Annotated in this window: 19 protein-coding genes; 12 read left to right on the forward strand and 7 right to left on the reverse strand. The window is 65.6% G+C overall.

Translation table 11 applies throughout. The annotated features are described in order from the left end of the window. Positions 1 to 42 precede the first annotated feature (42 nt). Together Herbaro_RS19565 and Herbaro_RS19570 are read right to left on the reverse strand one after the other, a co-directional pair. The gene (locus Herbaro_RS19565; RefSeq protein WP_275011270.1) at positions 43 to 816 is read right to left on the reverse strand and encodes a type III pantothenate kinase; all 774 of its coding nucleotides are present in this window, start codon (positions 814 to 816) and stop codon (positions 43 to 45) included. Between the two features lie 2 nt (positions 817 to 818). Then, a complete protein-coding gene (locus Herbaro_RS19570; RefSeq protein WP_446719284.1) occupies positions 819 to 1,673 on the reverse strand; it encodes a biotin--[acetyl-CoA-carboxylase] ligase in 855 nt (284 codons plus the stop codon). Positions 1,674 to 1,806: 133 nt separating this feature from the next. Between Herbaro_RS19570 and Herbaro_RS19575 the strand changes: the two genes are divergently transcribed. The 4 genes from Herbaro_RS19575 (at position 1,807) to Herbaro_RS19590 (ending at position 5,474) form a co-directional block, all read left to right on the forward strand. Further along, positions 1,807 to 2,964, forward strand: a complete 1,158-nt coding sequence (locus tag Herbaro_RS19575) for a VanZ family protein (RefSeq protein WP_275011272.1) — start codon at positions 1,807 to 1,809, stop codon at positions 2,962 to 2,964. A 93-nt stretch (positions 2,965 to 3,057) separates the two neighbouring features. Beyond that, the gene (locus Herbaro_RS19580; RefSeq protein ID WP_079217948.1) at positions 3,058 to 3,378 is read left to right on the forward strand and encodes a (2Fe-2S) ferredoxin domain-containing protein; all 321 of its coding nucleotides are present in this window, start codon (positions 3,058 to 3,060) and stop codon (positions 3,376 to 3,378) included. A gap of 22 nt (positions 3,379 to 3,400) precedes the next feature. Continuing rightward, complete coding sequence (locus tag Herbaro_RS19585; RefSeq protein WP_275011273.1) at positions 3,401 to 4,063, forward strand: alpha/beta hydrolase; 663 nt, start codon at positions 3,401 to 3,403, stop codon at positions 4,061 to 4,063. A 256-nt stretch (positions 4,064 to 4,319) separates the two neighbouring features. Then, positions 4,320 to 5,474 (forward strand): D-alanyl-D-alanine carboxypeptidase family protein, encoded by a 1,155-nt coding sequence (locus Herbaro_RS19590; protein WP_275011274.1) that lies wholly within the window; start codon positions 4,320 to 4,322, stop codon positions 5,472 to 5,474. 365 nt (positions 5,475 to 5,839) lie between these two features. On the opposite strand, the gene ahpF is transcribed toward Herbaro_RS19590, so the two are convergent. Beyond that, the gene (ahpF, locus tag Herbaro_RS19595) at positions 5,840 to 7,435 is read right to left on the reverse strand and encodes an alkyl hydroperoxide reductase subunit F (protein WP_275011275.1); all 1,596 of its coding nucleotides are present in this window, start codon (positions 7,433 to 7,435) and stop codon (positions 5,840 to 5,842) included. Positions 7,436 to 7,600: 165 nt separating this feature from the next. Then, on the reverse strand, positions 7,601 to 8,164 hold the full coding sequence (gene ahpC, locus Herbaro_RS19600; protein WP_275011276.1) for an alkyl hydroperoxide reductase subunit C: 564 nt from the start codon (positions 8,162 to 8,164) through the stop codon (positions 7,601 to 7,603). Between the two features lie 353 nt (positions 8,165 to 8,517). On the opposite strand from ahpC, the gene Herbaro_RS19605 reads away from it, so the two are divergent. Then, entirely contained in the window at positions 8,518 to 8,964 is a 447-nt protein-coding gene (locus tag Herbaro_RS19605) for an acyl-CoA thioesterase (protein WP_275011277.1), read from the forward strand. A 78-nt stretch (positions 8,965 to 9,042) separates the two neighbouring features. Here Herbaro_RS19605 and Herbaro_RS19610 read toward each other — a convergent pair whose 3' ends face one another. Next, entirely contained in the window at positions 9,043 to 10,911 is a 1,869-nt protein-coding gene (locus Herbaro_RS19610) for a phosphoenolpyruvate carboxykinase (GTP) (protein ID WP_275011278.1), read from the reverse strand. A 394-nt stretch (positions 10,912 to 11,305) separates the two neighbouring features. Beyond that, the gene (locus Herbaro_RS19615) at positions 11,306 to 12,196 is read right to left on the reverse strand and encodes a LysR family transcriptional regulator (protein ID WP_275011279.1); all 891 of its coding nucleotides are present in this window, start codon (positions 12,194 to 12,196) and stop codon (positions 11,306 to 11,308) included. A gap of 185 nt (positions 12,197 to 12,381) precedes the next feature. On the opposite strand from Herbaro_RS19615, the gene Herbaro_RS19620 reads away from it, so the two are divergent. Beyond that, entirely contained in the window at positions 12,382 to 13,383 is a 1,002-nt protein-coding gene (locus Herbaro_RS19620; protein WP_275011280.1) for a zinc-dependent alcohol dehydrogenase family protein, read from the forward strand. Positions 13,384 to 13,490: 107 nt separating this feature from the next. Then, entirely contained in the window at positions 13,491 to 14,477 is a 987-nt protein-coding gene (locus Herbaro_RS19625; RefSeq protein WP_275011281.1) for a D-2-hydroxyacid dehydrogenase family protein, read from the forward strand. Here the strand turns inward: Herbaro_RS19625 and Herbaro_RS19630 are convergent. Then, the gene (locus Herbaro_RS19630) at positions 14,455 to 15,219 is read right to left on the reverse strand and encodes an L-asparaginase (protein WP_275011282.1); all 765 of its coding nucleotides are present in this window, start codon (positions 15,217 to 15,219) and stop codon (positions 14,455 to 14,457) included. The two genes, Herbaro_RS19625 and Herbaro_RS19630, sit on opposite strands and share 23 nt — an antisense overlap. Before the next feature lie 487 nt (positions 15,220 to 15,706). Between Herbaro_RS19630 and Herbaro_RS19635 the strand changes: the two genes are divergently transcribed. From Herbaro_RS19635 to Herbaro_RS19655, 5 genes are all read left to right on the forward strand, one after another. Continuing rightward, complete coding sequence (locus Herbaro_RS19635; protein ID WP_275014061.1) at positions 15,707 to 18,253, forward strand: chemotaxis protein CheW; 2,547 nt, start codon at positions 15,707 to 15,709, stop codon at positions 18,251 to 18,253. Positions 18,254 to 18,333: 80 nt separating this feature from the next. Beyond that, positions 18,334 to 18,822 carry an asparaginase domain-containing protein gene (locus tag Herbaro_RS19640; protein WP_275011283.1) on the forward strand — a complete coding sequence of 163 codons (489 nt, stop codon included), beginning with the start codon at positions 18,334 to 18,336 and terminating at the stop codon, positions 18,820 to 18,822. An 82-nt stretch (positions 18,823 to 18,904) separates the two neighbouring features. Then, positions 18,905 to 19,417, forward strand: a complete 513-nt coding sequence (locus tag Herbaro_RS19645; protein WP_275011284.1) for a sigma-70 family RNA polymerase sigma factor — start codon at positions 18,905 to 18,907, stop codon at positions 19,415 to 19,417. A 20-nt stretch (positions 19,418 to 19,437) separates the two neighbouring features. Then, positions 19,438 to 20,436: a FecR domain-containing protein gene (locus Herbaro_RS19650; RefSeq protein WP_275011285.1), complete on the forward strand. Its 999-nt coding sequence runs from the start codon at positions 19,438 to 19,440 to the stop codon at positions 20,434 to 20,436. Positions 20,437 to 20,525: 89 nt separating this feature from the next. After that, positions 20,526 to 22,910, forward strand: a complete 2,385-nt coding sequence (locus Herbaro_RS19655; protein WP_275011286.1) for a TonB-dependent siderophore receptor — start codon at positions 20,526 to 20,528, stop codon at positions 22,908 to 22,910. Positions 22,911 to 22,936: the final 26 nt, after the last annotated feature.

A 22,936-nucleotide genomic window follows, 5' to 3' on the forward strand; every position in this document is an offset into this window, starting at 1 on the left:
GTGCCTTGTCTTCCTTTGCATCGTCACGCGGCGGCGCCAGACTCAGCCGCCATGGGTCATGACCGCATACAAGCCGGCCAAGACCAGATTATCCACTTTTTCCAGCGGCGCGGCGCCGGTCGCCAGGTGCGGCGCCAGCACGGCGCCGGCGCCGCCGGCCAACACGCAGCGCAGCGCGCGATCCGGCCGCTGGCGGCGGCGCTCGGCCAACGCGTGCTCGATGGCGCCGGCCTGGGCCGCGATGCAGCCGGAGACGATGGCGTCCACCGTGTTGTCGGCGAAGACGCGCGCCGGCGGCGCCAGCTCGCCGATCTGCGGCAGCTGCGCCGTGTTCAGGGCCAGCGAGGTCGCCATCGTTCCCAGACCCGGCAGGATCATGCCGCCCTCGAACACGCCCTCGGCGCTGACCGCATCGATCGTGGTGGCGGTGCCGCAGGTGGCCACCACCAGCTCCTCACCTGGAAACATCGCGCGCGCGCCGATGGCGGCCGCAAAGCGGTCGCTGCCGAGCTGGCAGGGATTGCGATAGCCGTTGCGCAGGCCGGCGCGCTGGGCCGAGGAGGCGAACCATTCAATGTCCAGGCCGGCGCCGAACGCCTGCCGCAGCGCCGCCTCCAGGTCGTCGCGCAGCACCGGGCCGGCGACATTGGATACACAGGCGGCCGACAGCGTCAGCCCCAGTGCCGACCACAGCGCCGGCAACTCTCCGAGCTCGCCGCGCCCGAGGGCGCCGTGGTGCAGCCAGCGCCCGTTTCCGGCCGGGGCGGCGACGGCCCATTTGATGCGGGTATTGCCGGCGTCGATCAGCAGCAGCATCGTCAATCCTGCAGGCGCAACGACAGGTCGCCGGCCAGTACCGCGACCTGTCCGGCATCGGTGTCGATCAGGAAGCGGCCCATCATGTCGACGCCGGCGGCCATGCCTTCATGCACGGTGCGGCCGTTGTCGAGGATGCGGACCGGCTGGCCGGCGTAGGCGTGCAGCGCCTGCCAGCGCTCGACGAAGGCGCCGAAGCCGCGCAGCTCGAACTCCGCCAGCACATCGACCAGCGCGCTGGTGATGACGGCCAGCACCGTCTCGCGCGGCTGCTTCTGCAATTCGGGCGCGGCGCCGATGGCGCGCTGCAGTTCGGCTTCCAGCTCCGGCGGCGCCGCCAGGTTCAGGCCGATGCCGATCACCGCCCAGGTGGCCTGGCCGCGTTCGCCGTCGGCCGCGGTTTCGATCAGGATGCCGGCCATCTTGGCGCCGTCGCGCAACAGGTCGTTGGGCCATTTCAACTGCACCGGCACGCCGAACACGCGCAGCGCCTCGGCCAGCGCGACGCCGACCGCCAGCGGCAGGCCCAGCAAGGCATGCAAGGGACGCTCGAAACGCCACGCCAGCGAAAACAGCAGCGACGATTCCGGGGTGGTGCGCCAGGGGCGGCCGGCCCGGCCGCGGCCGGCAGTCTGGCGGTCGGCCACGCGCAGCAGTGGGCGTTGCAGGCTCGGCACGCGCTGCATCAGGTCGACGCTGGTGGAGCCGGTGCGCGCCACCGCTTCGACATCGATGCGCTGGAGAACGGGATTGCCGGCGCCTGCCAGCAGCGTGGCGATGCGCCCGGCATGCACCAGCGCGGAATCGCCCTCGCCGCCGGCGTCCAGGGCAGCCGGGGAAGGCAACTTGGAAGTCATGTTCATAGCGCGCATTGTAACGGCAGATGGCCGCCAAGCGGCGTCTTGCGGCCACCCCGTAACCGTCCCCGACAGGACGCAAAGCCGGGCGCAGCCACTGCGGGCGCCGCTGAAATCGGTTACCCTCTGGCCCATGCAAGCCAAGCCCGACACCAAGGCCGCGCCATCGTCCCAGGCCGTCGTTCCCCTCGCGCCCGCCGCCTCCTCCTTCGCGCGGGTGAGCCTGCTGGTGTACGCGCTGCTGATCGTGTACGCCAGCTGGTATCCGTTCTCCGGCTGGCGCGACATGGGCCTGGGCCCGTTCGACTACCTGTGGGCGCGCCTGCCCTATTACTGGACCGGCTTCGACGTCTGGACCAACATCGCCGGCTACGCGCCGCTGGGCATGCTGCTGGTGTTCGCGATGTATCCGCGCATCCGCCCGCTGTGGGCGATCTGGCCGGCCACCCTGGCCGGCGTGCTGCTGTCGGCCTGCATGGAGGCGGTGCAGACCTACCTGCCGACCCGCATCCCGTCGAACCTCGACCTCATCACCAATTCCTGCGGCGTGTTCCTGGGCGCCCTGCTGGGCGCGGCCAGCGGCCGCTACTTCCTGCGCGAAAGCCGCTTCCTCGCCATGCGGCGGCGCTGGTTCTCCGGCGAAGCCAGCCGGGGACTGGCGGTGGCCGGCCTGTGGCCGCTGGCGCTGATCTACCCGCAAAACCACCTGTTCGGCCTGGGCCACCTGGTGCCGCCGCTGTCGGCCTTCTTTTCCGACCTGCTGGACACCCCCATCGACCTGGCCACCAGCTGGATCAACAATGCCCAGCTGAGCGCCGAGCAATATTGGCTGGCCGACGTCATCGTCACCGCCTGCGGCCTGACCGGCGCGGCGCTGTTGTTCCTGCTCCTGCTGCGGCGGCAGGCGCCGCGCCGCGCGCTGCTGCCGCTCTACCTGCTGGCCTGCATCGCGGTGAAGTCGCTGGCCTGCGCGCTGTTCTTCGCGCCGCAGAACGCCTTCGTCTGGATCTCCCCCAGCGCGGCCGGCGGCATCGTGCTGGGCGCGATGATGGTGGCCGGCCTCTCGTTTGCCCCGCCCACCGCCCAGCGCCGGGTGGCGGCGTTGGCGCTGATCCTGAGCCTGGCCGCGACCAACGCGGTGCCGGCCAATCCCTATTACATTTCCACGCTGGAGACCTGGGTCCAGGGCAAATTCCTCAACTTCGACGGCGCCGCGCAATTCCTGTCGGTGCTGTGGCCCTTCCTGGCGATCTGGTTCCTCTATCATCCCGTGCACCGGAAACAAAAGTGACCGGGGTGTATCATTGAGCCTTTGCCGCAACGCCGCGCCCAGCATGGCTGACAGCGCGCTGACGCGGCGCCGCACTCACGGAGCCAACCGCACATGAGCGACAAGCCCTTCTACGAACACCACGTTTTCTTCTGCCTCAACCAGCGCAAGCCGGGTGAGCGCACCTGCTGCGCCGACAAGGGCGCGCAGGCCGCGCAGGAGCATGCCAAGAAGCGCATCAAGCAACTCGGACTGGCCGGCGAAGGAAAGGTGCGCATCAACAAGGCCGGCTGCCTGGAACGCTGCGAGGAAGGCCCGGTGGTGGTCATCTATCCGCAAGGCACCTGGTACACCTTCGTCGACAATGAAGACATCGACGAGATCATCGACACCCACATCGTCGGCGGCAAGATCGTCGACCGCTTGAAAATCTGAGTGACCCCACCCCAAGCAAGCAATGAACGCACATACCCAGAATTTCCTGATCGCCGGCGCCGTCGGCCAGCTCGAATGCGCGCTGGACCTGCCCGATGCCGACGCCTTTCCGGCCCCCGTGGGCCTGGCGCTGGTCGCCCACCCGCACCCGCTGTTCGGCGGCACGATGGACAACAAGGTGGCGCAGACGCTGGCGCGCACCTTCCTCGCGCTGGGCTATGTCGCGGTGCGCATGAATTTCCGCGGCGTCGGCAAGTCCGAGGGCGTGCACGACCACGGCGCCGGCGAGACCGACGACATGGCCCTGCTGCTCAAGCACATGCGCGCGCAGTATCCCGACCTGCCGCTGGCGCTGGGGGGCTTCTCCTTCGGCACCTTCGTGCAGGCGCAGCTGCAGCAGCGCCTGCTGCAGGAAGACGCGGCATCCGCCGCCGAGCGCCTGGTGCTGGTGGGCACCGCCGCCGGCAAGTGGCCGATGCCGCCGGCGCCGGCCAACACCATCCTGATCCACGGCGAGCTGGACGACACCATCCCGCTGACCGCGGTGCTGGACTGGGCGCGCCCGCAGGAACTGCCGGTGGTGGTGATCCCGGGTTCGGATCATTTTTTTCACCGCAAGCTGCAACATATCCGCAACGTGGTGGTCGAAAGCTGGCATCGCCGCCCGGCACAGCCGCAGGCCTGACCTCGGAAACCGCGGCAGCAATGGGAAAGACGCCGCCGCGCGCAGCTTCCGCGAGGGGATTTTCGGGGAGAGAAAATCCATTCAAATTGGGGACGGAAGCGATGCGGCGTTTATAATTCCGGGCGTGGTTTCGTCATGCAGTTCCCTTGGGATGGTCCGCCGCCCTGCGGCAACAGCGCAATCCGCCCGACTTCAATCCACTTTTCAAACCAACAGCAACGATGTTCCCCGTGCTGGCAATTTTTCTTAGGCACCGATGAAAAAGCTTCTCGCGGCGCTCGCCGCCACCGTCCTTTCTATCACCACCCTCGCCGCTTCCGCGCAAGCGCTGCCGCCGCCGACGGTCGCTGCCAAGTCCTGGCTGCTGCTGGACGCCTCGGCCAACCAGGTGATCGCCTCCAGCGATCCCGACATGCGCGTCGAGCCGGCCTCGCTCACCAAGCTGATGACCGCCTACCTGGCCTTCGCCGCGCTGCGCGACAAGCGCCTCTCGCTGGAGCAGGAAGTCAGCGTCTCGGTAAACGCATGGAAGGTCGATCCGAGCAGCTCCAAGATGTTCATCGAGCCGAACAAGCCGGTCTCGATCGACAACCTGCTGTTTGGCCTGATCTCGGTCTCCGGCAATGACGCCGCCGTGGCCGTGGCCGAAGCCGTCTCGGGCACCGAAGACGCCTTCGTGCAGCTGATGAACCGTGAGGCGCAGCGCCAAGGCCTCACCAACAGCCACTTCAGCAACCCGCACGGCCTGCCCAGCCCGGACACCTATACCACCGCGCGCGACCTGTCGATCCTGTGCCGCAACCTGATCAACGACTTCCCCGAGTACTACAAGCGCTATTACTCGGTGAAGAAGTACACCTACAACAACATCACCCAGCCCAACCGCAACCGCCTGCTGTGGCTGGATCCGACCGTCGACGGCATGAAGACCGGCCACACCTCCAGCGCCGGCTATTCGCTGATCACCTCGGCCCACCGCCCGGTGCCCAACGGCGAACGTCGCCTGGTGTCGGTGGTGATCGGCACCGTCTCCGACCAGGTGCGCACCCAGGAGAGCCAGAAGCTGCTGAACTGGGGCTTCCAGAACTTCGACGCCGTGAAGTTGTACGCCAAGGGCCAGGCGGTCGATACGCCTGACGTGTGGAAGGGCTCGCAGGGCAAGATCAAGGTGGGCTTCAAGAACGACGTCTACATCACCATCCCCAAGGGCACGGCGGAGCGCGTCAAGACCAAGCTGAACCGCAACGACCCGCTGATCGCCCCGATCTCGGAAAACGCCAAGATCGGTACGCTGCAGGTCACCATCGACGACAAGACCGTCGCCGAACTGCCGGTGGTCGCGCTGGAATCGGTCGGCCCGGCCGGCTTCATCGGCCGCGCCTGGGACTCGCTGCGACTGATGTTCAAGTAAGCCGCAGCGGGCTTGATCCGCTTCAAACGAAAACGCCATCGAGACCCGATGGCGTTTTTTTTATGCTTTGCACTACTGAAGTTTGAACGAATAGAGGGTCTTCCCCGGAACAGGCGCCATCTACTCTCTCAACTCGTCGTTCCTGCGAAAGCAGGAACCCAGTGGCGTTTGTTGCCCCCCATCTCGGCAATGCGCAATCGCCGTGAACGACGCTGGGCCCCTGCTTTCGCAGGGGCCACACATCGCTGTTGATACGCGCGCTCCGCCAACTCCCGCCCGAGCACAAGGCGCAAACAAAAACACCACCGGTCTCCCGATGGTGTTTTTCTTGCTGCGTGCTGCTTGCTGCCTGATGTGGCCTTGGCTTACGCGGCGACCGCTTCCTTCGCAACCGGCGCCTCGTCGTCCACCGACGAACGGATCAGGTGGTCGAACGCCGACAGTGCGGCGGTAGCGCCCGCGCCCACGGCGATCACGATCTGCTTGTACGGCACCGTGGTGACGTCGCCGGCGGCGAACACGCCGGGGATCGAGGTCTGGCCCTTGGCGTCGATCTCGATTTCGCCGTGGCGGCTCAGGGCAACCGTGCCCTTGAGCCATTCGGTGTTGGGCACCAGGCCGATCTGGACGAACACGCCTTCCAGCTCGACATGCTTGACCTCTCCGGTCTCGCGTTCCTTATAGCTGATGCCGTTGACCTTCTTGCCGTCGCCGGTGATCTCGGTGGTCTGCGCCGAGGTCACGATGGTGACGTTGGAGAGACTCTTGAGCTTCTTCACCAGCACCGCGTCGGCCTTGAGCTCGGCGGCGAATTCCAGCAGCGTCACGTGCTTGACGATGCCGGCCAGGTCGATGGCCGCTTCCACGCCGGAGTTGCCGCCGCCGATCACCGACACGCGCTTGCCCTTGAACAGCGGGCCGTCGCAGTGCGGGCAATAGGCCACGCCGTGGTTGCGGTATTCGCGCTCGCCCGGCACGTTGACTTCACGCCAGCGGGCGCCGGTCGACAGGATCACGGTTTTGCCTTTCAGCACGCCGCCGTTGGCCAGCTTCACTTCGATCAGCTTGTCGCCGGCCACCAGCGATTCGGCGCGCTGGGTATTCATGATGTCGACGTCGTATTCCTTGACGTGCTGCTCCAGCGCGGTGGCGAAGTGCGGACCTTCGGTTTCCTTGACCGAGACGAAGTTCTCGATGGCCAGCGTGTCGAGCACCTGGCCGCCGAAACGCTCGGCGACGACGCCGGTGCGGATGCCCTTGCGCGCCGCATAGATCGCGGCAGCCGCGCCGGCGGGGCCGCCGCCGACGATCAGCACGTCGTAGGCTTCCTTGGCGCTCAGTTCTTCACCCTTGCGGGCGGCGGCGCCAGTATCGAGCTTGGCGAGGATTTCCTCGACGCCGGTACGGCCCTGGCCGAACACTTCGCCGTTCATGTAGATGGTCGGCACGGCCATGATCTGGCGTTGCTCGACTTCACCCTGGAACAGGCCGCCGTCGATGGTCACCGAGCGGATGCGCGGGTTGATGATGGACATCACGTTCAACGCCTGCACAACTTCCGGGCAGTTCTGGCAAGTCAGCGAGACATAGGTCTCAAAGCTGTAGTCGCCGTCGAGGTTCTTGATCTGCTCGATGACCTTGTCGTCGAGCTTGATCGGGTGGCCGCCGACCTGCAGCAGGGCCAGCACCAGCGAGGTAAATTCATGGCCCATCGGGATCGCGGCGAATTCGACGCTGATATCGGTCCCGGGGCGGTTCAGTTTGAACGACGGCGAGCGTGCGTTCGAGGCATCGCGATGCTCGACCAGCGTAATGCGGTCCGACAGCAGCACGATCTCTTGCAGGAGTTCCTGCATCTCACGGGATTTGGCGCCATCATCCAGCGACGCGACGATCTCGATCGGCTGGGTGACCTTTTCCAGATAGGCCTTCAATTGGGTCTTGAGATTGGCATCAAGCATGATGATTTCACTTTCCTCGTTGGGAGATTCTTGTCGTCCGGGCCACGCATCGGCCTTGTGGGCGTCACACGTTTGCCAACAGGCAGGCCCGGACGTGTACTTCTTCAGTATTTCAAACTACCTTAAATCGTTGAGCGGGCGTCGTGCAGTAGCCCAATCAATGATTTAGATCTTGCCGACCAGGTCCAGCGACGGCTTCAGGGTGGCGGCGCCTTCTTCCCACTTGGCGGGGCAGACTTCACCCGGGTGCGAAGCGACGTACTGGGCAGCCTTGACCTTGCGCAGCAGTTCCGAAGCGTCACGGCCGATGCCGTTGTCGTGGATTTCCAGGACCTTGATCTGGCCTTCCGGATTGATCACGAAGGTGCCGCGCAGGGCCAGGCCTTCTTCTTCGATCAGCACTTCGAAGTTGCGCGCCAGGGTGGCGGTCGGGTCGCCGACCAGCGGGTATTGCACCTTCTTGATGGCGTCGGAAGTGTCGTGCCATGCCTTGTGGGCGAAGTGGGTGTCGGTCGAGATGCCATACACTTCAACGCCCAGCTTCTTGAACTGCTCGTAGTTGTCGGCCAGGTCTTCCAGTTCGGTCGGGCAGACGAAGGTGAAGTCGGCCGGGTAGAACACGAACACGGACCACTTGCCCTTCAGGGTCGCTTCGGAGATGTCGACGAACTTGCCATCGTGGTATGCAGTTGCCTTGAACGGTTTGATAGTGGTGTTGATCAGGGACATTTCTATTTCCTTTTTAGGGGGTTGAGTGAAGCAGTGGTGTGAATAGTAAAGCGCCGAATCAAATAGATCAATTTTATTTAATCAATATTTTTGATTGGAATTAACTATCGATATGCGCGACCCGGCTATCGGGTCGAACCTATCGGTGCAGCGGATGTTTCCGGCAAGCAGCGCGCCGGCCCATGACAAACAGATGGCGGCGATTCCGGCCCACACAAGCCGCCATGCGGCCCATGGTGGGCGGCGATCGCTTAACATTGACACCGCGTGCCGCCGCAATGTTACTGCAAGGCAGCGCCGCTTGCGCGCGGCGCAATTCAGAGAGATGCAGCCAAGGGAACCACGATCCAGCCATGAGCGAGAACAGCAAACCCACGCCCGGCCGTCGCGCCGACTACCCGCACTTCCACCGCATCCAGACGCGCTGGATGGACAACGACGTCTACGGCCACGTCAACAACGTCGTCTACTACAGCTGGTTCGATACCGCCGTGAATCACTACCTGGTGGCCGGCGGCGCGTTGGACATCGAGCGCAGCCCGGTGATCGGCCTGGTGATCGAGACGCGCTGCAACTACTTCGCCTCGATCGCCTTTCCCGAGCAGGTCGAGGTCGGCGTACGGGTGGCGCATATGGGGCGCAGCAGCGTGCGCTATGAGATCGGGATCTTCAAGGACGGAGAGGACGCCGCCGCGGCGCAGGGACATTTCGTGCACGTCTACGTCGATCGGGAGTCGCGCCGGCCGGTAGAGGTTCCGGCGGCGATGCGGGCGTCGCTGGAGGCGATTGCCGTCGCCTGAGCTGGCGCAAGATGCCCAAAAAAAACGCCTGCCGCATCGCTGCGACAGGCGTTTCTCTATCAGGCCACTACATCAGGCTCAGGCAGCCAGCTGCTTCTCCAGCTTGCCCTTGACGCCGACCAGCTCGGCAGGCAGCTTGTGCTTGAGCTTCTCGAACAGCTCCGCATGCAGCTCCAGCTCCGCCTTCCACGCCGCCTTATCGATGGAGGTGATGGTGGCGAACTGCTCGGCGGTGAAGTCGATGCCTTCCCACTGCAGGTCGCCGAAGCGCGGGGTGACGCCGAACAGGTGCTCGACGCCGCCGGTCTTGACGCCTTGCGGATCCTCGATGCGGTCCAGCATCCACTTCAGCACGCGCATGTTGTCGCCGAAGCCCGGCCATACGAACTTGCCGTCGGCATCGGTGCGGAACCAGTTGACGCAGTAGATCTTGGGCAGCTCGGCCGGCGAGGCGGCGATCTTCTTGCCGATGTCCAGCCAGTGCTGGAAGTACTCGCTCATGTTGTAGCCGGCGAAGGGCAGCATCGCGAACGGGTCACGGCGCACCACGCCCTGCTGGCCGACGGCCGCGGCGGTGGTTTCCGAACCCATGGTGGCGGCCATGTAGACGCCTTCCACCCAGTTGCGGGCCTCGGTCACCAGCGGCACCGTGGTCGAGCGGCGGCCGCCGAAGATGAAGGCCGAGATCGGCACGCCGGCCGGGTCGTCCCAGGCGGCGTCGATCACCGGGTTCTGGGTGGCGGAGACGGTGAAGCGCGCGTTCGGGTGCGCGGCCTTGCGGCCGGTTTCCTTGGCGATCTCGGGGGTCCAGTCCTTGCCTTGCCAGTCGATCAGGTGCGCCGGTGCTTCCTTGGTCATGCCTTCCCACCAGACGTCGCCATCGTCGGTCAGCGCGACGTTGGTGAAGATGGTGTTGGCCGACACCGAGGCCATGCAGTTGTAGTTGCTCTTCTCGTTGGTGCCCGGCGCCACGCCGAAATAACCGGCTTCCGGGTTGATCGCGTACAGGCGGCCGTCGGCGCCCGGCTTGATCCAGGCGATGTCGTCGCCGATGGTGGTGACCTTCCAGCCGCCGAAGGCCTTGGGCGGGATCAGCATGGCGAAGTTGGTCTTGCCGCAGGCCGACGGGAAGGCGGCCGCGACGTAGTGCTTCTTGCCTTCGGGCGATTCGACGCCGAGGATCAGCATGTGCTCGGCCAGCCAGCCCTGGGCGCGGCCCATGGTCGAGGCGATGCGCAGCGCAAAGCACTTCTTGCCCAGGAGCGCATTGCCGCCGTAGCCTGAACCGTAGGACCAGATCTCACGGGTTTCCGGATAGTGCACGATGTACTTGGTCGCATTGCACGGCCATGCCACGTCCTGCTGGCCGGCGGCCAGCGGCGCGCCCACGGTGTGCACGCAAGGCACAAACTCGCCGTCGGCGCCCAGCACGTCATACACGGCACGGCCCATGCGGGTCATGATGCGCATGTTGACGGCCACATAGGGCGAGTCGGACAGTTCGACGCCGATATGGGCGATCGGCGAGCCCAGCGGGCCCATCGAGAACGGCACCACGTACAGGGTGCGGCCGGCCATGGAGCCGTCGAACAGGCCGTTGAGGGTCTGGCGCATTTCGGCCGGGTCGGTCCAGTTGTTGGTCGGGCCGGCGTCTTCCTTGTTGGGAGTGCAGATGAAGGTGCGGTCTTCCACGCGCGCCACGTCGGACGGGTCGGAGCAGGCCAGGTAGCTGTTGGGACGCTTTTCCTGGTTCAGCTTCTTCATGGTGCCGGCGGCGACCATCTCGGCGCACAGGCGATCGTATTCTTCCTGCGAACCGTCGCACCAATAAATGCGAGCCGGCTTGGTCAGGGCGGCGATTTCGGCGACCCAGTTGATCAGTTTCTGGTGTTTGACGTAAGCGGGGGCGTTCACTGCGGGAATGCCTGCCATGAGGGGTTGGTTCATAAATGCTACCTCCAATGCCACAAAGTTAATGAATTCGTTTTGGCACGGCAGGATCGTCGTTGCTGGAGAGTGGCGGCAGCAGTCACGCCAGCCAGCGCTGCGACGGTCTTGTCGACGGCGACCGCCATCCTGGGATACCGGTCGCCGGCCCGCAACCGGGGATGGCGCGGGACTTGGCTCACTCTTCGACAGTGAAAAGTGCAAAAAGGTGGCAGCGATTGTACCCCGATAAAAAAGAATTTAATGAAATTTGTAGCGAGATATACCCGACTTATGTAGTAGGTAATTACAAATCAAAAAAATTCTGTTGTTTCATTACTGTAACGCATAACACGATTTTGCCAAGAAACCGCGACGATACTGGATTTGAGCGGGATTGCGGGGAAATACACATTCACAATGTGAATATCTCCACCAGAAAATCAACAAAAACTTTCACTTTGGCGTCTGCGCGACGGGCCGGCTGGTAGAGCGCGAAGATGTCGGGACCGGCTGCTTGCCAGTCAGTCAATACCGGGGCCAGCTCGCCATGGCGCAGGGCCGGCGCCAGCGATACCGACATCTGCTGGATGATGCCGCAGCCGGCCTTGGCGGCCTCGATCATGGACTCCACGTGGTCGATCCGCACCGTAGCCGGGGGGAGATGCGAGCTGTCTTCGCCGTCGCGGGAGAACTTCCAGGGACGCACCATGCGCGTGCGCGGATTGAGAAAGCCCAGGCAGGCGAACTGGTCGAGCGATTGCGGCGACTCCGGCCAGCCGTTCTGCTGCAGGAAGGCCGGCGCGACGCAGCAGACGTAGCGGGTCGACATCAGCTTGCGCGCCACCAGCCCGGAGTCGGGCAGCTCGCCGATGCGCACCAGCACATCCACGCCTTCCTCGACCATGTCGATCATGCGGTCGCCCACCGTGACCCTGAGCTCCAGCTCCGGATAACGCTGCGTGAAGCGCGCCAGGGCCGGCGCCACATACTGACGACTGATGACGCTGGGCAAGTCGACCCGCAGCACGCCGGCCGGCGTGCCTCCGGCGTCGCGCAGGCTGGACTCCAGCTCGCCCATGTCGGCCAGCAGGCGCAACGCCTGCGCATGGCATTGGCGCCCTTCCTCGGTGAGCGACATGCTGCGCGTGGTGCGGTTGATCAGGCGCACCTTGAAATGCGCCTCCAGCGCGGCCACGTGATTGGTCACCGACGAGGTCGACATCGACAGCCGTTCCGCCGCGCGGCTGAACGCGCCGGCCTCGACCACCGCGCAAAACACCTTGAGCATGTCCAGCCTGTCCATCGCCGCCTCCCTTGTCGTTGTGCCTCGATTCTAGGCCAAGGCGGCGCCGGGATTATCCAGATCCGCGCAATTCTGATTTTGCCGGCGGCCCGTTTTTCCGCGCCGGCCGGCTGCCTACACTGCCCTGCATCGACCGCGCCGCAACGGCGGACGGCGACCCACCACACAACCGCAAGGAGAACATCATGACCACCAACACCATGCAAGCCGCCGTCCTGGAAAACTTCGGCGCCCCGCTCGCCCTCACCGCCATCGAGATCCCGCCCCTGCGCCCCGGCCAGGTGCTGGTGCGCATCGCCGCCAGCGGCGTCAATCCGCTGGACACAAAGATCCAGGCCGGCAATGCCGCGCACGCCCAGGCCAGCCTGCCGGCCATCCTCGGCATCGACCTGGCCGGCACCGTCGAGGCAGTGCATGCCGGCGAGACGCGCTTCCAACCCGGCGACGAGGTCTTCGGCATGACCGGCGGCGTGGGCGGCGTGCCGGGCTCGCTGGCGCAGTTCGCGGCGGTCGACGCCGACCTGCTGGCCATCAAGCCGCACGCGCTGGACATGCGCCAGGCCGCGGCGTTGCCGCTGATCTTCATCACTGCTTGGGAGGGCCTGGTGGACCGCGCCCATGTGCGCGCCGGGCAGAAGGTGCTGGTGCATGGCGGCGCCGGCGGCGTCGGCCACATCGCCATCCAGATTGCGCGCGCCTTCGGCGCCGAGGTGTACGCCACCGGCAGCGCCGAACAGAAGGACGTGATCGAAGGCCTGGGCGCCGTCGCCATCGACTATCGCAGCCAAAGCGTGGACGACTACGTCGCCTTGCACACCGGTGGCGAGGGCTTCGACATCGTCTACGACACCGTCGGCGGCGCCACGCTGGACGCCTCCTTCGCCGCCGCGCGCCGCTATCGCGGCCATGTGGTCAGCTGCCTGGGCTGGGGCGCGCACAAGCTGGCGCCGCTGTCGTTCCGCGCCGCCACCTACTCCGGCGTGTTCACGCTGCTGCCCTTGCTCTCGGGCCGCGAGCGCGCCCACCACGGCGAGATCATGCGCGAAGCCGCCCGGCTGGCCGACGCCGGCGGCCTGCGCCTGCTGATGGATGAGCGCCGCTTCACGCTGGCCCAGGCCAACCAGGCGCATGCCATCGTGGCGGCCGGCCACGCGCGCGGCAAGCTGGTGATCGACGTGGCCTGCTAAACCGCCGGCCATGCCGAACGGCGGCAATTTCTTTATGATGGCATCCGGGCGCCCTCATCCACCTTCCGACGGCGCAGCTCAACCAAGGCCAGACCACGGAGACCATCATGAAAATTGCCATCCTCGACGACTACCAGGACGCGGTACGCCACCTCGACTGCTTCCGCATGCTTGACGGCCACGACGTCAAGGTATTCAGCAACACCGTGCGCGGCGTGGGCCAGTTGGCCGCGCGGCTGGCGCCGTTCGATGCGCTGGTGCTGATCCGCGAACGCACCGCCTTCACCCCGCCGCTGCTGGAAAAGCTGCCGCTGTTGAAGCTGATCTCGCAGACCGGCAAGGTCAGCGGCCACATTGACGTCGCCGCCGCCTCCGCGCGCGGCATCGCCATCACCGAAGGCGTGGGCGACCCGACGGCGCCGGCCGAGCTGACCTGGGCGCTCATCATGGCGGCCATGCGCCGCGTGCCGCAATACTGCAGCGCGCTGCGCCAGGGCGCGTGGCAGCAGGTCTCGGCCACGCCCCACCACAACGTGATCGGCAGCGCCCTCAAGGGACGCACGCTGGGCGTCTGGGGCTACGGCAAGATCGGCAGGATGGTGGCCGGCTACGGCCGCGCCTTCGGCATGAACGTGGTGGTGTGGGGACGCGAGGCCAGCCGCGAGCAGGCGCAAAAGGACGGCTACCGGGCTGCCGCAAGCAAGGAGGAGTTCTTCGGCCAGGCCGACGTGCTCACGCTGCACCTGCGCCTCAACGACGCCACCCGCGGCATCGTCACGGCGGCCGACCTGGCGCTGATGAAGCCGAGCGCCTGCTTCGTCAACACCAGCCGCGCCGAACTGGTCGAGGAGAACGCGCTGGAAGCGGCCCTGCAGCTGGGCAAACCCGGCCTGGCCGCGCTCGACGTGTACGAGCGCGAACCGCTGCCGGTGGACTCGCCGCTGCTGAAGATGGACAACGTGGTGGCGGCGCCGCACCTGGGCTATGTGGAAAAGGACGGCTATGAGCTCTATTTCCGCGCCGCCTTCCAGAACATCCTGGACTACGCGGCCGGCGCGCCGAAGAACGTGCTCAATCCAGAGGTTCTGAAGTGATGCGATGAATGGTGCGCACCGGCGGGTTGTACTGCAGTAGCGGCGACCTGCCGGAGGCCTTCCATAAATGCCGCCATCCCGGCGGCCACGGCAGCGGCGGCCCGGCATACTCGGGCACGTTGCGCCGCACCGGGATCACCGGCAGGTGGTCGGGTATCTTTCCGTTGTAGTGCCATCCGAGGCTGAAGGCGTAATCCGGCAACAGGGTTGCGCATACCAACTCGAACCAGTTGGCATGCTCCTCATCCTCGCCCAGGGCCTGCGCCAGGCCCTGCGGATCGAACTGCGCCAGCAGGCGCGCCAGCTCTTCGGCCGAAGCGCTGGGATTGTCGCCCCAGCCCATCACCGGATTGAAATTGTAGTCGGCGCCCGAGCCGTACCAGCCCTCGCGCCAGGGACGCTCGATCCAGTTGCGCGGGCCGCTGAACAGGTGCCAGCGCCAATGCAGGCCGGACGGCTTGGGCCAGCTGTAAAGATAAAGGCGCTGGTAGCCGGCGCGGTGCAGCTCGCGCACCATGCCCATCAGCCGCGCATGCGGCATGCGGTCCGGCGGCGCGCGGCGAAACAGGATGGGCGTACCGTCCGCATGCTGGACTTCATCGGAAGACAGGTTCAGGTCCAGCGTCGTCACCTCGCTGCCGAAGCGCGCAGAAATCCATCCCGTCATCAGGTTGACGAGCACGATCACGCCATAACCGCGATGGCGGTGGAAGATCACAGTGCCGGGTGCCAGGGGTTTCATATCCGGATCATTATAAAGTGCATCGGAGAATTGGATTTCCGCAGGCCGCGGCGCCACCGGTGCGCGCGCATGATCCGCCGCCCGACGCCATCGGCGAGAGGCGACTGGTCTGACCGGCCTTACATGTTTCCACGCCGCATCCTTCAAAAAATCTCATGTGAAAAGCTGTGGCGCGAACGCCGAATTTCAAGCTTTTTCGCAGACGGAAAACCGCCGTCTTGGCTAAAATCCGCGGCGCGACAAAAAAGGATATAAAAAATTTTCGCGAGGAGGAGATGCCGGGATCAGCCACATGGCGAACACGCCGCAGCATTGGCATGCAACTTGCACTTCTCCTTGCGCAAAACAAAAAAACAAACAACAGATGTCGGAAGATCCAACATCGCGGTTCGTTGGTCTTGCGGCACCGTCAGAGGGAAGCACAACAATGCCAAACGCCACGACCACGAACTCCGCCCCCATACAAACCGAAACCTTTTTGCCCTACATGCGCGACGTCGCCAAGTGCGAGCAGTCGCTGCAGGAACTGAACCTGATGTGGCGCGTCATCGAGGCCTCTGCCAAGATGAACTGCCCCACCGAAGCCAAGACCATCCTCCCCACCATGGCGGCCACCCGCTCCGGTTTCTCGCGCCTGGAACGCGAACTGGTTGGCAGCCTGGTGGAAGAGAAGGTGCGCAACGTGCTGGCCGGCATCGGCACCAAGGCCCAATATGTGATCGACATCGTGGTGCGCAACCTGTTCGAGCGCACCGCCGACGTCGGTTTTTTGGCCACCGACCGCGAGCTGTGCAACTTCGTGGCCGGCCTCTGCGATTCACCGCATGCGGCCGACGCCGCGCGCTACCGCCTGCGCGAATACCGCAACAAGTACACGGTGTACGACGAGATCATCCTGCTCGACACCGAGGGCAACGTGCTGGTGCAGGTGGACCCTGCCACGCCGCTGGAACATAGCGCCGATCCGCTGATCGCCCAGACCCTGGCCTGCGACACGTATGTGGAGACCTTCCGCGCCACCGACCTGCGCCCGGCCAAGGATCGTGCACTGATCTATTCGCGCCGCATGCACCATCCCCAAACTGGTGCGATCATCGGCGTACTGTGCCTGTGCTTCCACTTCGAGGAGGAAATGGCGGGCATCTTCGGCGCCCACCGCGATCCGGAAGCGCGCGCCAACATGCTGCTGCTGGACGGCGACAACCGCGTCATCGCCAGCGCCGACGAACTGTGGATCCCGCCCGGCACGGTGGTGCCGGTCAATGCCGGCGGCGAACCCCAGCTAATGATGTTCTGCGGCCGCGAGTACCTGGTGCGCACCTTCGCCTCCGACGGCTACCAGGGTTATCCGGGCCCGGTCGGCTGGCAGGGCCAGGTGATGATCCCGGTGGAGGTCGCCTTCACCGGCATCGTCAGCGACGTGCTCTCGCGCCTGTCGCCTGAGCTGGCCGAAGGCCTGCTGTCGCACGCCCACTCGTTTTGCCCGCCGCTGTACGAGATCATGACCGCGGCCAAGACCATCCAGCGCATCGTCTGGAACGGCCAGGTGATGACAGCCGGCCAGCGCGGCGAGATGCTCAAGCTCAAGACCATCCTCGACCAGATCAGCGAGACCGGCAACCGCAGCAACGAGCTGTTCGCCCATTCCATCCACGACCTGTACCAGACCGTGCTGGCCTCCAGCATGCGCGACGCCGAGTTCACCACCGCCCTGCTGGTGGACCTGCTGGACCGCAATCTCTATGAGCGCTCCGACGACTGCCGCTGGTGGGCGCTCACGCCCGAGCTGCGCGCAACCCTGAGCCAGCCCGGGATCGATGCGGCGGCGGCCGCCAAGCTGGGCGAGATCCTGGCCTACATCAACAGCCTGTACACGGTCTACACGCGGCTGTACGTCTACGACCGCCAAGGCCGCATCGTCGCCGCCACCGGCGAGGGCCTGGAGCAGGTGATCGGCGCCAGCATCGACGACGCCACGCTGGCGCAAGTGCTGGCGCTGCGCAGCCAGCAGCAGTACCACGTCAGCAGCTTCGCACCGAGCGCGTTGTACGGCGGACGCGACACCTACATCTACCACGCCGCCATCCGCGCGCTGGGCGAGAGCGACGAGGTGGTCGGCGGCATCGGCATCGTGTTTGACGCCGAGCCCGAGCTGCGCAACATGCTGCGCGCCGGCCTGGCCGGCAAGGAAAAGATGAGCGCCTTTTATGTCGACCGCGCAGGCCGCATCCTCTCCAGCACCGACGACAAGCGCGCGGTGGGCGCCATGCTGGAGATCGATCCGGCCATGCTGCAGGTAGCCAACGGCGAGGGCCGCTCCGGCGTCACCGAGCACGACGGCCAGTACGCCATCGTGGCCGTCAGCGCCTGCAACGGCTACCGGGAGTTCAAGGTCAGCGACGGCTACAAGGAAGACGTCATCGCCGTGGTGTTCCAATGCTTCGGCGCCGTCGGCAAGGGGACCCAGCAGAGCGGCGGCGGCGAGTTCCAGCTGGAGAGCGAGGCTGCCTCCTCCGAGGACCTGGAATACGCCACCTTCTTCTCCGACCACAACCTGTTCGCCATCTCCGCAGCCAACGTGATGGAGGCCGTGCCGTACTCGTCGGTGCTGCCGACCTCGATGGGCAACCGCGCGGAACAGGTCGGCGTGCTCGGCCTGAACCGCGACGACCAGCACAAGGAGTTCATCTGGGTGTTCGACCTCGGCCACCTGATCCGCGGCACGCGCTCGGCCGTCACCGGCAGCAGCCAGGTGATGATCGTGCGCCACGGCGCCCACACCATCGGGTTGCTGGTGGACGAGCTGCATGCGGTGCCGCAGTTCAGCCCGGCGCAGATCATCCACACGCCGTTCGCCATGCAGGGCGAATCGATGCTGGTGTCGCAGGTGATCAAGGCCAACGGCGGCAAGCTGCTGATCCAGGCGATCGAGGTCGAGCGGCTGTTCGCCTACGTGGTGGACGGCACCGTCCCGCTGCCGCCGCCGGTGCCGGACGCCGATGCGATCCATGCGTTGCAGCTGATGGCGGCCTGAGCGCATCGCCGTAAGGCAAGAAAGGGAGTGCCGTCCGTGTAAGATAGCGGACGGCATTTTTCATTTCTGATAGGACAACCATGAGCCTGCGCATCATCGCCACCGGCGGCACCTTCGACAAGCACTACGACGAGATCGCCGGCACGCTCGACTTCGGCGCCAGCCACCTGCCGCAGGCCATCGCGCGCTCGCGCATCACCGCCGAGGTGATCCTGGAGGAACTCAAATTGCTGGACTCGCTGGAGATGCAGGACGTCGACCGCCAGCGCATCCTGGCCAGCTGCCGCGACTCGACCCAGCAAGCCATCGTCATCGTGCACGGCACCGACACCATGCAGCTGACCGCCCAGGTGCTGGGCCAGGCCCTGCAAGACAAGACCGTGGTGCTGACCGGCGCCATGATCCCCTACGAGATCGCCAACTCCGACGCCCTCTTCAATTTCGGCTTCGCCTGCGGCGTGGCCCAGGTGCTGCCGCCGGGCGTGTACGTGGCCATGAACGGCCAGATCTTCGCCTGGAACAAGGTCGCCAAGAACCGCAGCGCGGGCGTGTTCGAGCCGATCAGGTAGGTGCGCGGGCAGCGGGCTCATGGATTGGCGCGCGCAGCGATACCGATTACAATGAGAACAATTCTCATTATTTCCTGCCGTCATGAGCGACGCTGTCCGACTTTCGAACCAAGAGATCGCCGGCCTGTACACCGGCCATCATCGCTGGCTGCTGGGCTGGCTGCGCCGCCGCACTGACAATCCCGAACTGGCGGCGGACCTGGCGCAGGACACTTTCGTGCGCGTGATGGCGTCGCGGCGCGAACTCTACCTCGACGAAGCTCGCGCACTGCTGTCCACCATCGCCCGCGGCTTGGTGATCGACCACTTCCGCCGCTGCGCGCTGGAAGCCGCTTTCCTCGACATGCTGGCGCAGTTGCCCGAAGAACACATCCCATCGCCCGAGGCGCGCATGGTGGTGCTGGAGACCCTCAACCAGATCGACGCCATGCTGGCGGCGCTGCCGTCCAAGGTGCGCAGCGCCTTCCTGATGTCGCAGCTCGACGGCCTGGGCTATGCCGAGATCGCCACCCGGCTGGACGTGTCCCTGAGCTCGATCCAGCAATACATGCGCCGCGCCTTCGCCGCCTGCTACCGCCTGCAGTACGGCGCCTGAGGCCGCCGCAGCGATCCGTCATGCACGCTCCCGCATCCTCCCTGAACCCCAACGCGCCCGCCGATGACATCGTCATGACCGCGATCGACTGGATGGTGAAACTGCAGTCGGGCGTCGCGACCGAGGCCGAACGGGAAGCTTGCCGCCGCTGGCGCGCCCAAAGCGAACAGCATGAACTGGCCTGGAGCCGCTTGCAAAACCTGTCCGAGCGCGTCGGCGCGCTGCCGCCGGAACTTGCCCATGGCGTCATCGGCGCCGGGCCGGCGCGCGGCCGGCATAACCGCCGCTTCGCCGTGAAGACGCTGGGCCTGGCGCTGGGCATCGGCTTGCTGGTGCTGGCCGGCGGCAAGACGCTGCCGTGGCAGCCCTTGCTGGCGCAGTACTCCACGCGCGCCGGCGAACGGCGCCGGGTAGTGCTGGCCGACGGTAGCGTGGTCGACCTCAACACCGCCACCGCCATCGATACCCGCTACGACGATAGCGTGCGCCTGGTGCAATTGCACCGGGGCGAGCTGCTCATTGCCACCGCCAGGGACCTCGCCGCTAGCTACCGGCCCTTCCTGGTGCAGACCCGGTTGGGCCAGGCGCGCGCCTTGGGCACGCGCTTCCAGGTACACGATTCGGCGGCAGGCATGCTGGTCGCAGTCTATGAAGGCGCAGTGGAATTCGCACCGGCCGACAATTCCGCTCCCATCCGCATCGACGCCGGGCATGCGGGCTTGTTCGACCGCCACGGCCTGGCCGCTCCGTTGGCCGCCGCCAACGAGGAAGCTGCGGCTTGGACCGATGGCTTCATCGTCGCCGACCGCATGCGCCTGGGTCAGTTGGTGGCCGAACTGGATCGCTACATGCCCGGCAAGCTGCGCTGCGACGAGGCCATCGCCGCGCTTCCCATTTCGGGCGTCTTTCCAATCGATCAGCCGGCGCGCATCCTGGCCGCGCTGGCCCGCACACTGCCGGTTCGCATCGATGCGCTCACTTCCTATTGGATCACCGTGCGCCCCAAGCCCTCCACCTGAACCCGGCGGCATTTTTTATTTTTCTCTGCAGGTTTGCACGGCTCGTTCGGTTTACCTGATAGCACCTTTGCCTATCGACTGGAAACCGCATGAAAATCCAACCACCGCCCTTCTCCCGCCGCACCCTGACCGGGCTGGCCGTCCTGTGCGTCCTGAGCGCGCCCGTCGCCTCGCTGCACGCGCAGGCCCCGGCACAGCAGCTGTCCTACGAGCTGCCCGCGGGACCGCTGGATCGAAGCCTCAACGCCTTCGCCCGCCGCGCCGCCATCATGCTCTCCTTCGACCCTGCGCTCACGCATGACCGCCAGGCGCCCGGTCTGCATGGTCGCTACAGCGTGACGGAAGGCTTCGCGGCGCTGCTCTCCGGCTCCGGCCTGCAAGCGGTGCTGAAGGAGGACGGCGGCTACGCGCTGGTCGCGGCCGCTCCGGTCAGCGGCGCCTTGCCGCAAGTCACCGTCGCAGGCGCCAAGGAAAATCCCGTGGCACCGCTGGCCGGCATGATCGCCAAGCGCGCCAGCTCGGCCATGAAGACGGACACGCCGCTGCTGGAAACGCCGCAATCGGTGTCGGTCGCCACTGCCGACCAGATGGAAGCCACCAAGGCCGCCTCGCTGGCCGAGGCGCTGGACTACACGCCCGGCGTCATCAGCCAGGCGTCCTCCTTCAATCGCATGGTCGACGACGTACGGGTGCGCGGCTTCAACCTGGCCAACGCGAACACCGGGATGCTGCGCGACGGCATGAAATACCAGCCCAGCGTCTACGATAGCTCGCAGGAACCCTACGGCCTGGAGCGCCTGGAGGTGCTGCGTGGCGCGGCCTCGGTGCTGTACGGCCAGCTCAGCCCTGGCGGCGTCATCAACGCGGTCAGCAAACGCCCCATGGCCGAGCCGTATCACGAGATCACGGCCGACGTCGGCAACAACAGCCGCAAGCAGCTCACCGGCGACTTCTCAGGCCCGCTCTCGGACGACGGCGTGTGGAGCTACCGCCTGACTGCGCTGGTGCGTGAGGCCAACACCCAGATCAATTACATCGACGACGACAAGACCTACCTCGCGCCCGCCATCACCTGGCGTCCGTCGGGCCGCACCGCGCTCACGCTGCTGGGGAGCTATCAGCACATGCGTACGCGCTTCGTGGCGCCGGCGACGGCGGCGCTGACCCTCGGCGGCACCATCCCGCGCAGCTTCTTCATCGGCGAACCGGGCTACGACCGCTATGACAGCGAGGTTTATTCGGCCGGCTACCTGTTCGAGCACGAGCTGTCCGACCAGGTCAAGCTGCGCCACAACCTGCGCTACTTCAATGCCGACGCCGTCTTCAACTACCTCTCCTACGGCACGCTCAACACCGGCAGCGGCCTGTTCTCGCGCGGCGTGGTCAATCGCCGCGAGCAATCCGAGGGACTGACCGCGGACACTTCCCTGGAATTCAACTTCGGCAGCGACGCCGTACGCCACAAGGTGCTGGCCGGCATCGACTACTTCGACAGCACCTACGACTCCAAGCGCTATGCGGGCGCGGTCGCGGGCATCAACATGAACAACCCGGTCTATGGCGCGACACCGGTGATCTCCACCGTCAACAACGGCTCACGCACCCAAACCAAGCAATACGGCCTGTATGTGCAAGACCAGATCAAGCTGGCCGGCAAGCTGGTGTGGCTCATCGGCGGGCGCCAGGACGCAGTCGACAGCACCGTGACCGCCTACAGCAACGGCCGGCGCACGGCGGCGCACGACTCCGCGTTCACCGGCCGCACCGGCCTGGTCTACCTGGCCGACAACGGCCTGGCGCCTTACCTGAGCTTCGGCCAGTCGTTCGCTCCGGTAGCCGGCACCGATCGCGGCGGCAACACCTTCAAACCGACCAAGAGCGACCAGTACGAGGCCGGCCTGCGCTATCAGCCGCAGGGCAGCAACACCTTGCTCAGCGCGGCGCTGTACCAGATCACGCAAACCAACGGCCTGACCGTCGACCCGGTCGACGCCACGTATTCGGTACAGACCGGCGAGCTGCGTTCACGCGGGCTGGAGCTGGAGGCGCGCACTGCCTTCGGCAGGCTGGAAGTGATCGCCAACTATGCCTATACAGACGCGCGCACCACCAAGAGCAACACCCCGTCTGAAATCGGCCAGCGCGTCTCCGGCGTGCCGTATCACACGGCGTCGACCTGGGCCCAATACGATTTCGGCGGCGCCGGCCTGCCGGGATTGAAAGCGGGTCTGGGCGTTCGCTACCAGGGCGACGCGCCGGTCTCCGGACTGAATTATTCGATCCCCGGCCACACGTTGGTCGACGCCATGCTGGCCTACGACCTGGCGCAGTTCAGCGGCAGCCTGCGCGGCATGCAACTGAAGGTCAATGCCAAGAACCTTCTCAACCGCGCCTATGTGCAATGCGTAGCGTCCAACGGTTGCCGCTACGGAGAAGAGCGCAGCGTGGTCGCCACGGTTTCCTACCGCTGGTAGGAAACCGCAGCATTCCCAGCGAGCGG

The sequence above is a fragment of the Herbaspirillum sp. WKF16 genome (assembly GCF_028993615.1).
Classification (GTDB): Bacteria; Pseudomonadota; Gammaproteobacteria; order Burkholderiales; family Burkholderiaceae_D; genus Herbaspirillum.

What these genes read in the sequence shown, in the direction of transcription:
- Herbaro_RS19565 (WP_275011270.1), bottom strand. Translation starts at nt 816, where the DNA reads ATGCTGCTGCTGATCGACGCCGGCAATACCCGCATCAAATGGGCCGTC.
- Herbaro_RS19570 (WP_446719284.1), bottom strand. Translation starts at nt 1,673, where the DNA reads ATGACTTCCAAGTTGCCTTCCCCGGCTGCCCTGGACGCCGGCGGCGAG.
- Herbaro_RS19575 (WP_275011272.1), top strand. Translation starts at nt 1,807, where the DNA reads ATGCAAGCCAAGCCCGACACCAAGGCCGCGCCATCGTCCCAGGCCGTC.
- Herbaro_RS19580 (WP_079217948.1), top strand. Translation starts at nt 3,058, where the DNA reads ATGAGCGACAAGCCCTTCTACGAACACCACGTTTTCTTCTGCCTCAAC.
- Herbaro_RS19585 (WP_275011273.1), top strand. Translation starts at nt 3,401, where the DNA reads ATGAACGCACATACCCAGAATTTCCTGATCGCCGGCGCCGTCGGCCAG.
- Herbaro_RS19590 (WP_275011274.1), top strand. Translation starts at nt 4,320, where the DNA reads ATGAAAAAGCTTCTCGCGGCGCTCGCCGCCACCGTCCTTTCTATCACC.
- ahpF (WP_275011275.1), bottom strand. Translation starts at nt 7,435, where the DNA reads ATGCTTGATGCCAATCTCAAGACCCAATTGAAGGCCTATCTGGAAAAG.
- ahpC (WP_275011276.1), bottom strand. Translation starts at nt 8,164, where the DNA reads ATGTCCCTGATCAACACCACTATCAAACCGTTCAAGGCAACTGCATAC.
- Herbaro_RS19605 (WP_275011277.1), top strand. Translation starts at nt 8,518, where the DNA reads ATGAGCGAGAACAGCAAACCCACGCCCGGCCGTCGCGCCGACTACCCG.
- Herbaro_RS19610 (WP_275011278.1), bottom strand. Translation starts at nt 10,911, where the DNA reads ATGAACCAACCCCTCATGGCAGGCATTCCCGCAGTGAACGCCCCCGCT.
- Herbaro_RS19615 (WP_275011279.1), bottom strand. Translation starts at nt 12,196, where the DNA reads ATGGACAGGCTGGACATGCTCAAGGTGTTTTGCGCGGTGGTCGAGGCC.
- Herbaro_RS19620 (WP_275011280.1), top strand. Translation starts at nt 12,382, where the DNA reads ATGACCACCAACACCATGCAAGCCGCCGTCCTGGAAAACTTCGGCGCC.
- Herbaro_RS19625 (WP_275011281.1), top strand. Translation starts at nt 13,491, where the DNA reads ATGAAAATTGCCATCCTCGACGACTACCAGGACGCGGTACGCCACCTC.
- Herbaro_RS19630 (WP_275011282.1), bottom strand. Translation starts at nt 15,219, where the DNA reads ATGAAACCCCTGGCACCCGGCACTGTGATCTTCCACCGCCATCGCGGT.
- Herbaro_RS19635 (WP_275014061.1), top strand. Translation starts at nt 15,707, where the DNA reads ATGCGCGACGTCGCCAAGTGCGAGCAGTCGCTGCAGGAACTGAACCTG.
- Herbaro_RS19640 (WP_275011283.1), top strand. Translation starts at nt 18,334, where the DNA reads ATGAGCCTGCGCATCATCGCCACCGGCGGCACCTTCGACAAGCACTAC.
- Herbaro_RS19645 (WP_275011284.1), top strand. Translation starts at nt 18,905, where the DNA reads ATGAGCGACGCTGTCCGACTTTCGAACCAAGAGATCGCCGGCCTGTAC.
- Herbaro_RS19650 (WP_275011285.1), top strand. Translation starts at nt 19,438, where the DNA reads ATGCACGCTCCCGCATCCTCCCTGAACCCCAACGCGCCCGCCGATGAC.
- Herbaro_RS19655 (WP_275011286.1), top strand. Translation starts at nt 20,526, where the DNA reads ATGAAAATCCAACCACCGCCCTTCTCCCGCCGCACCCTGACCGGGCTG.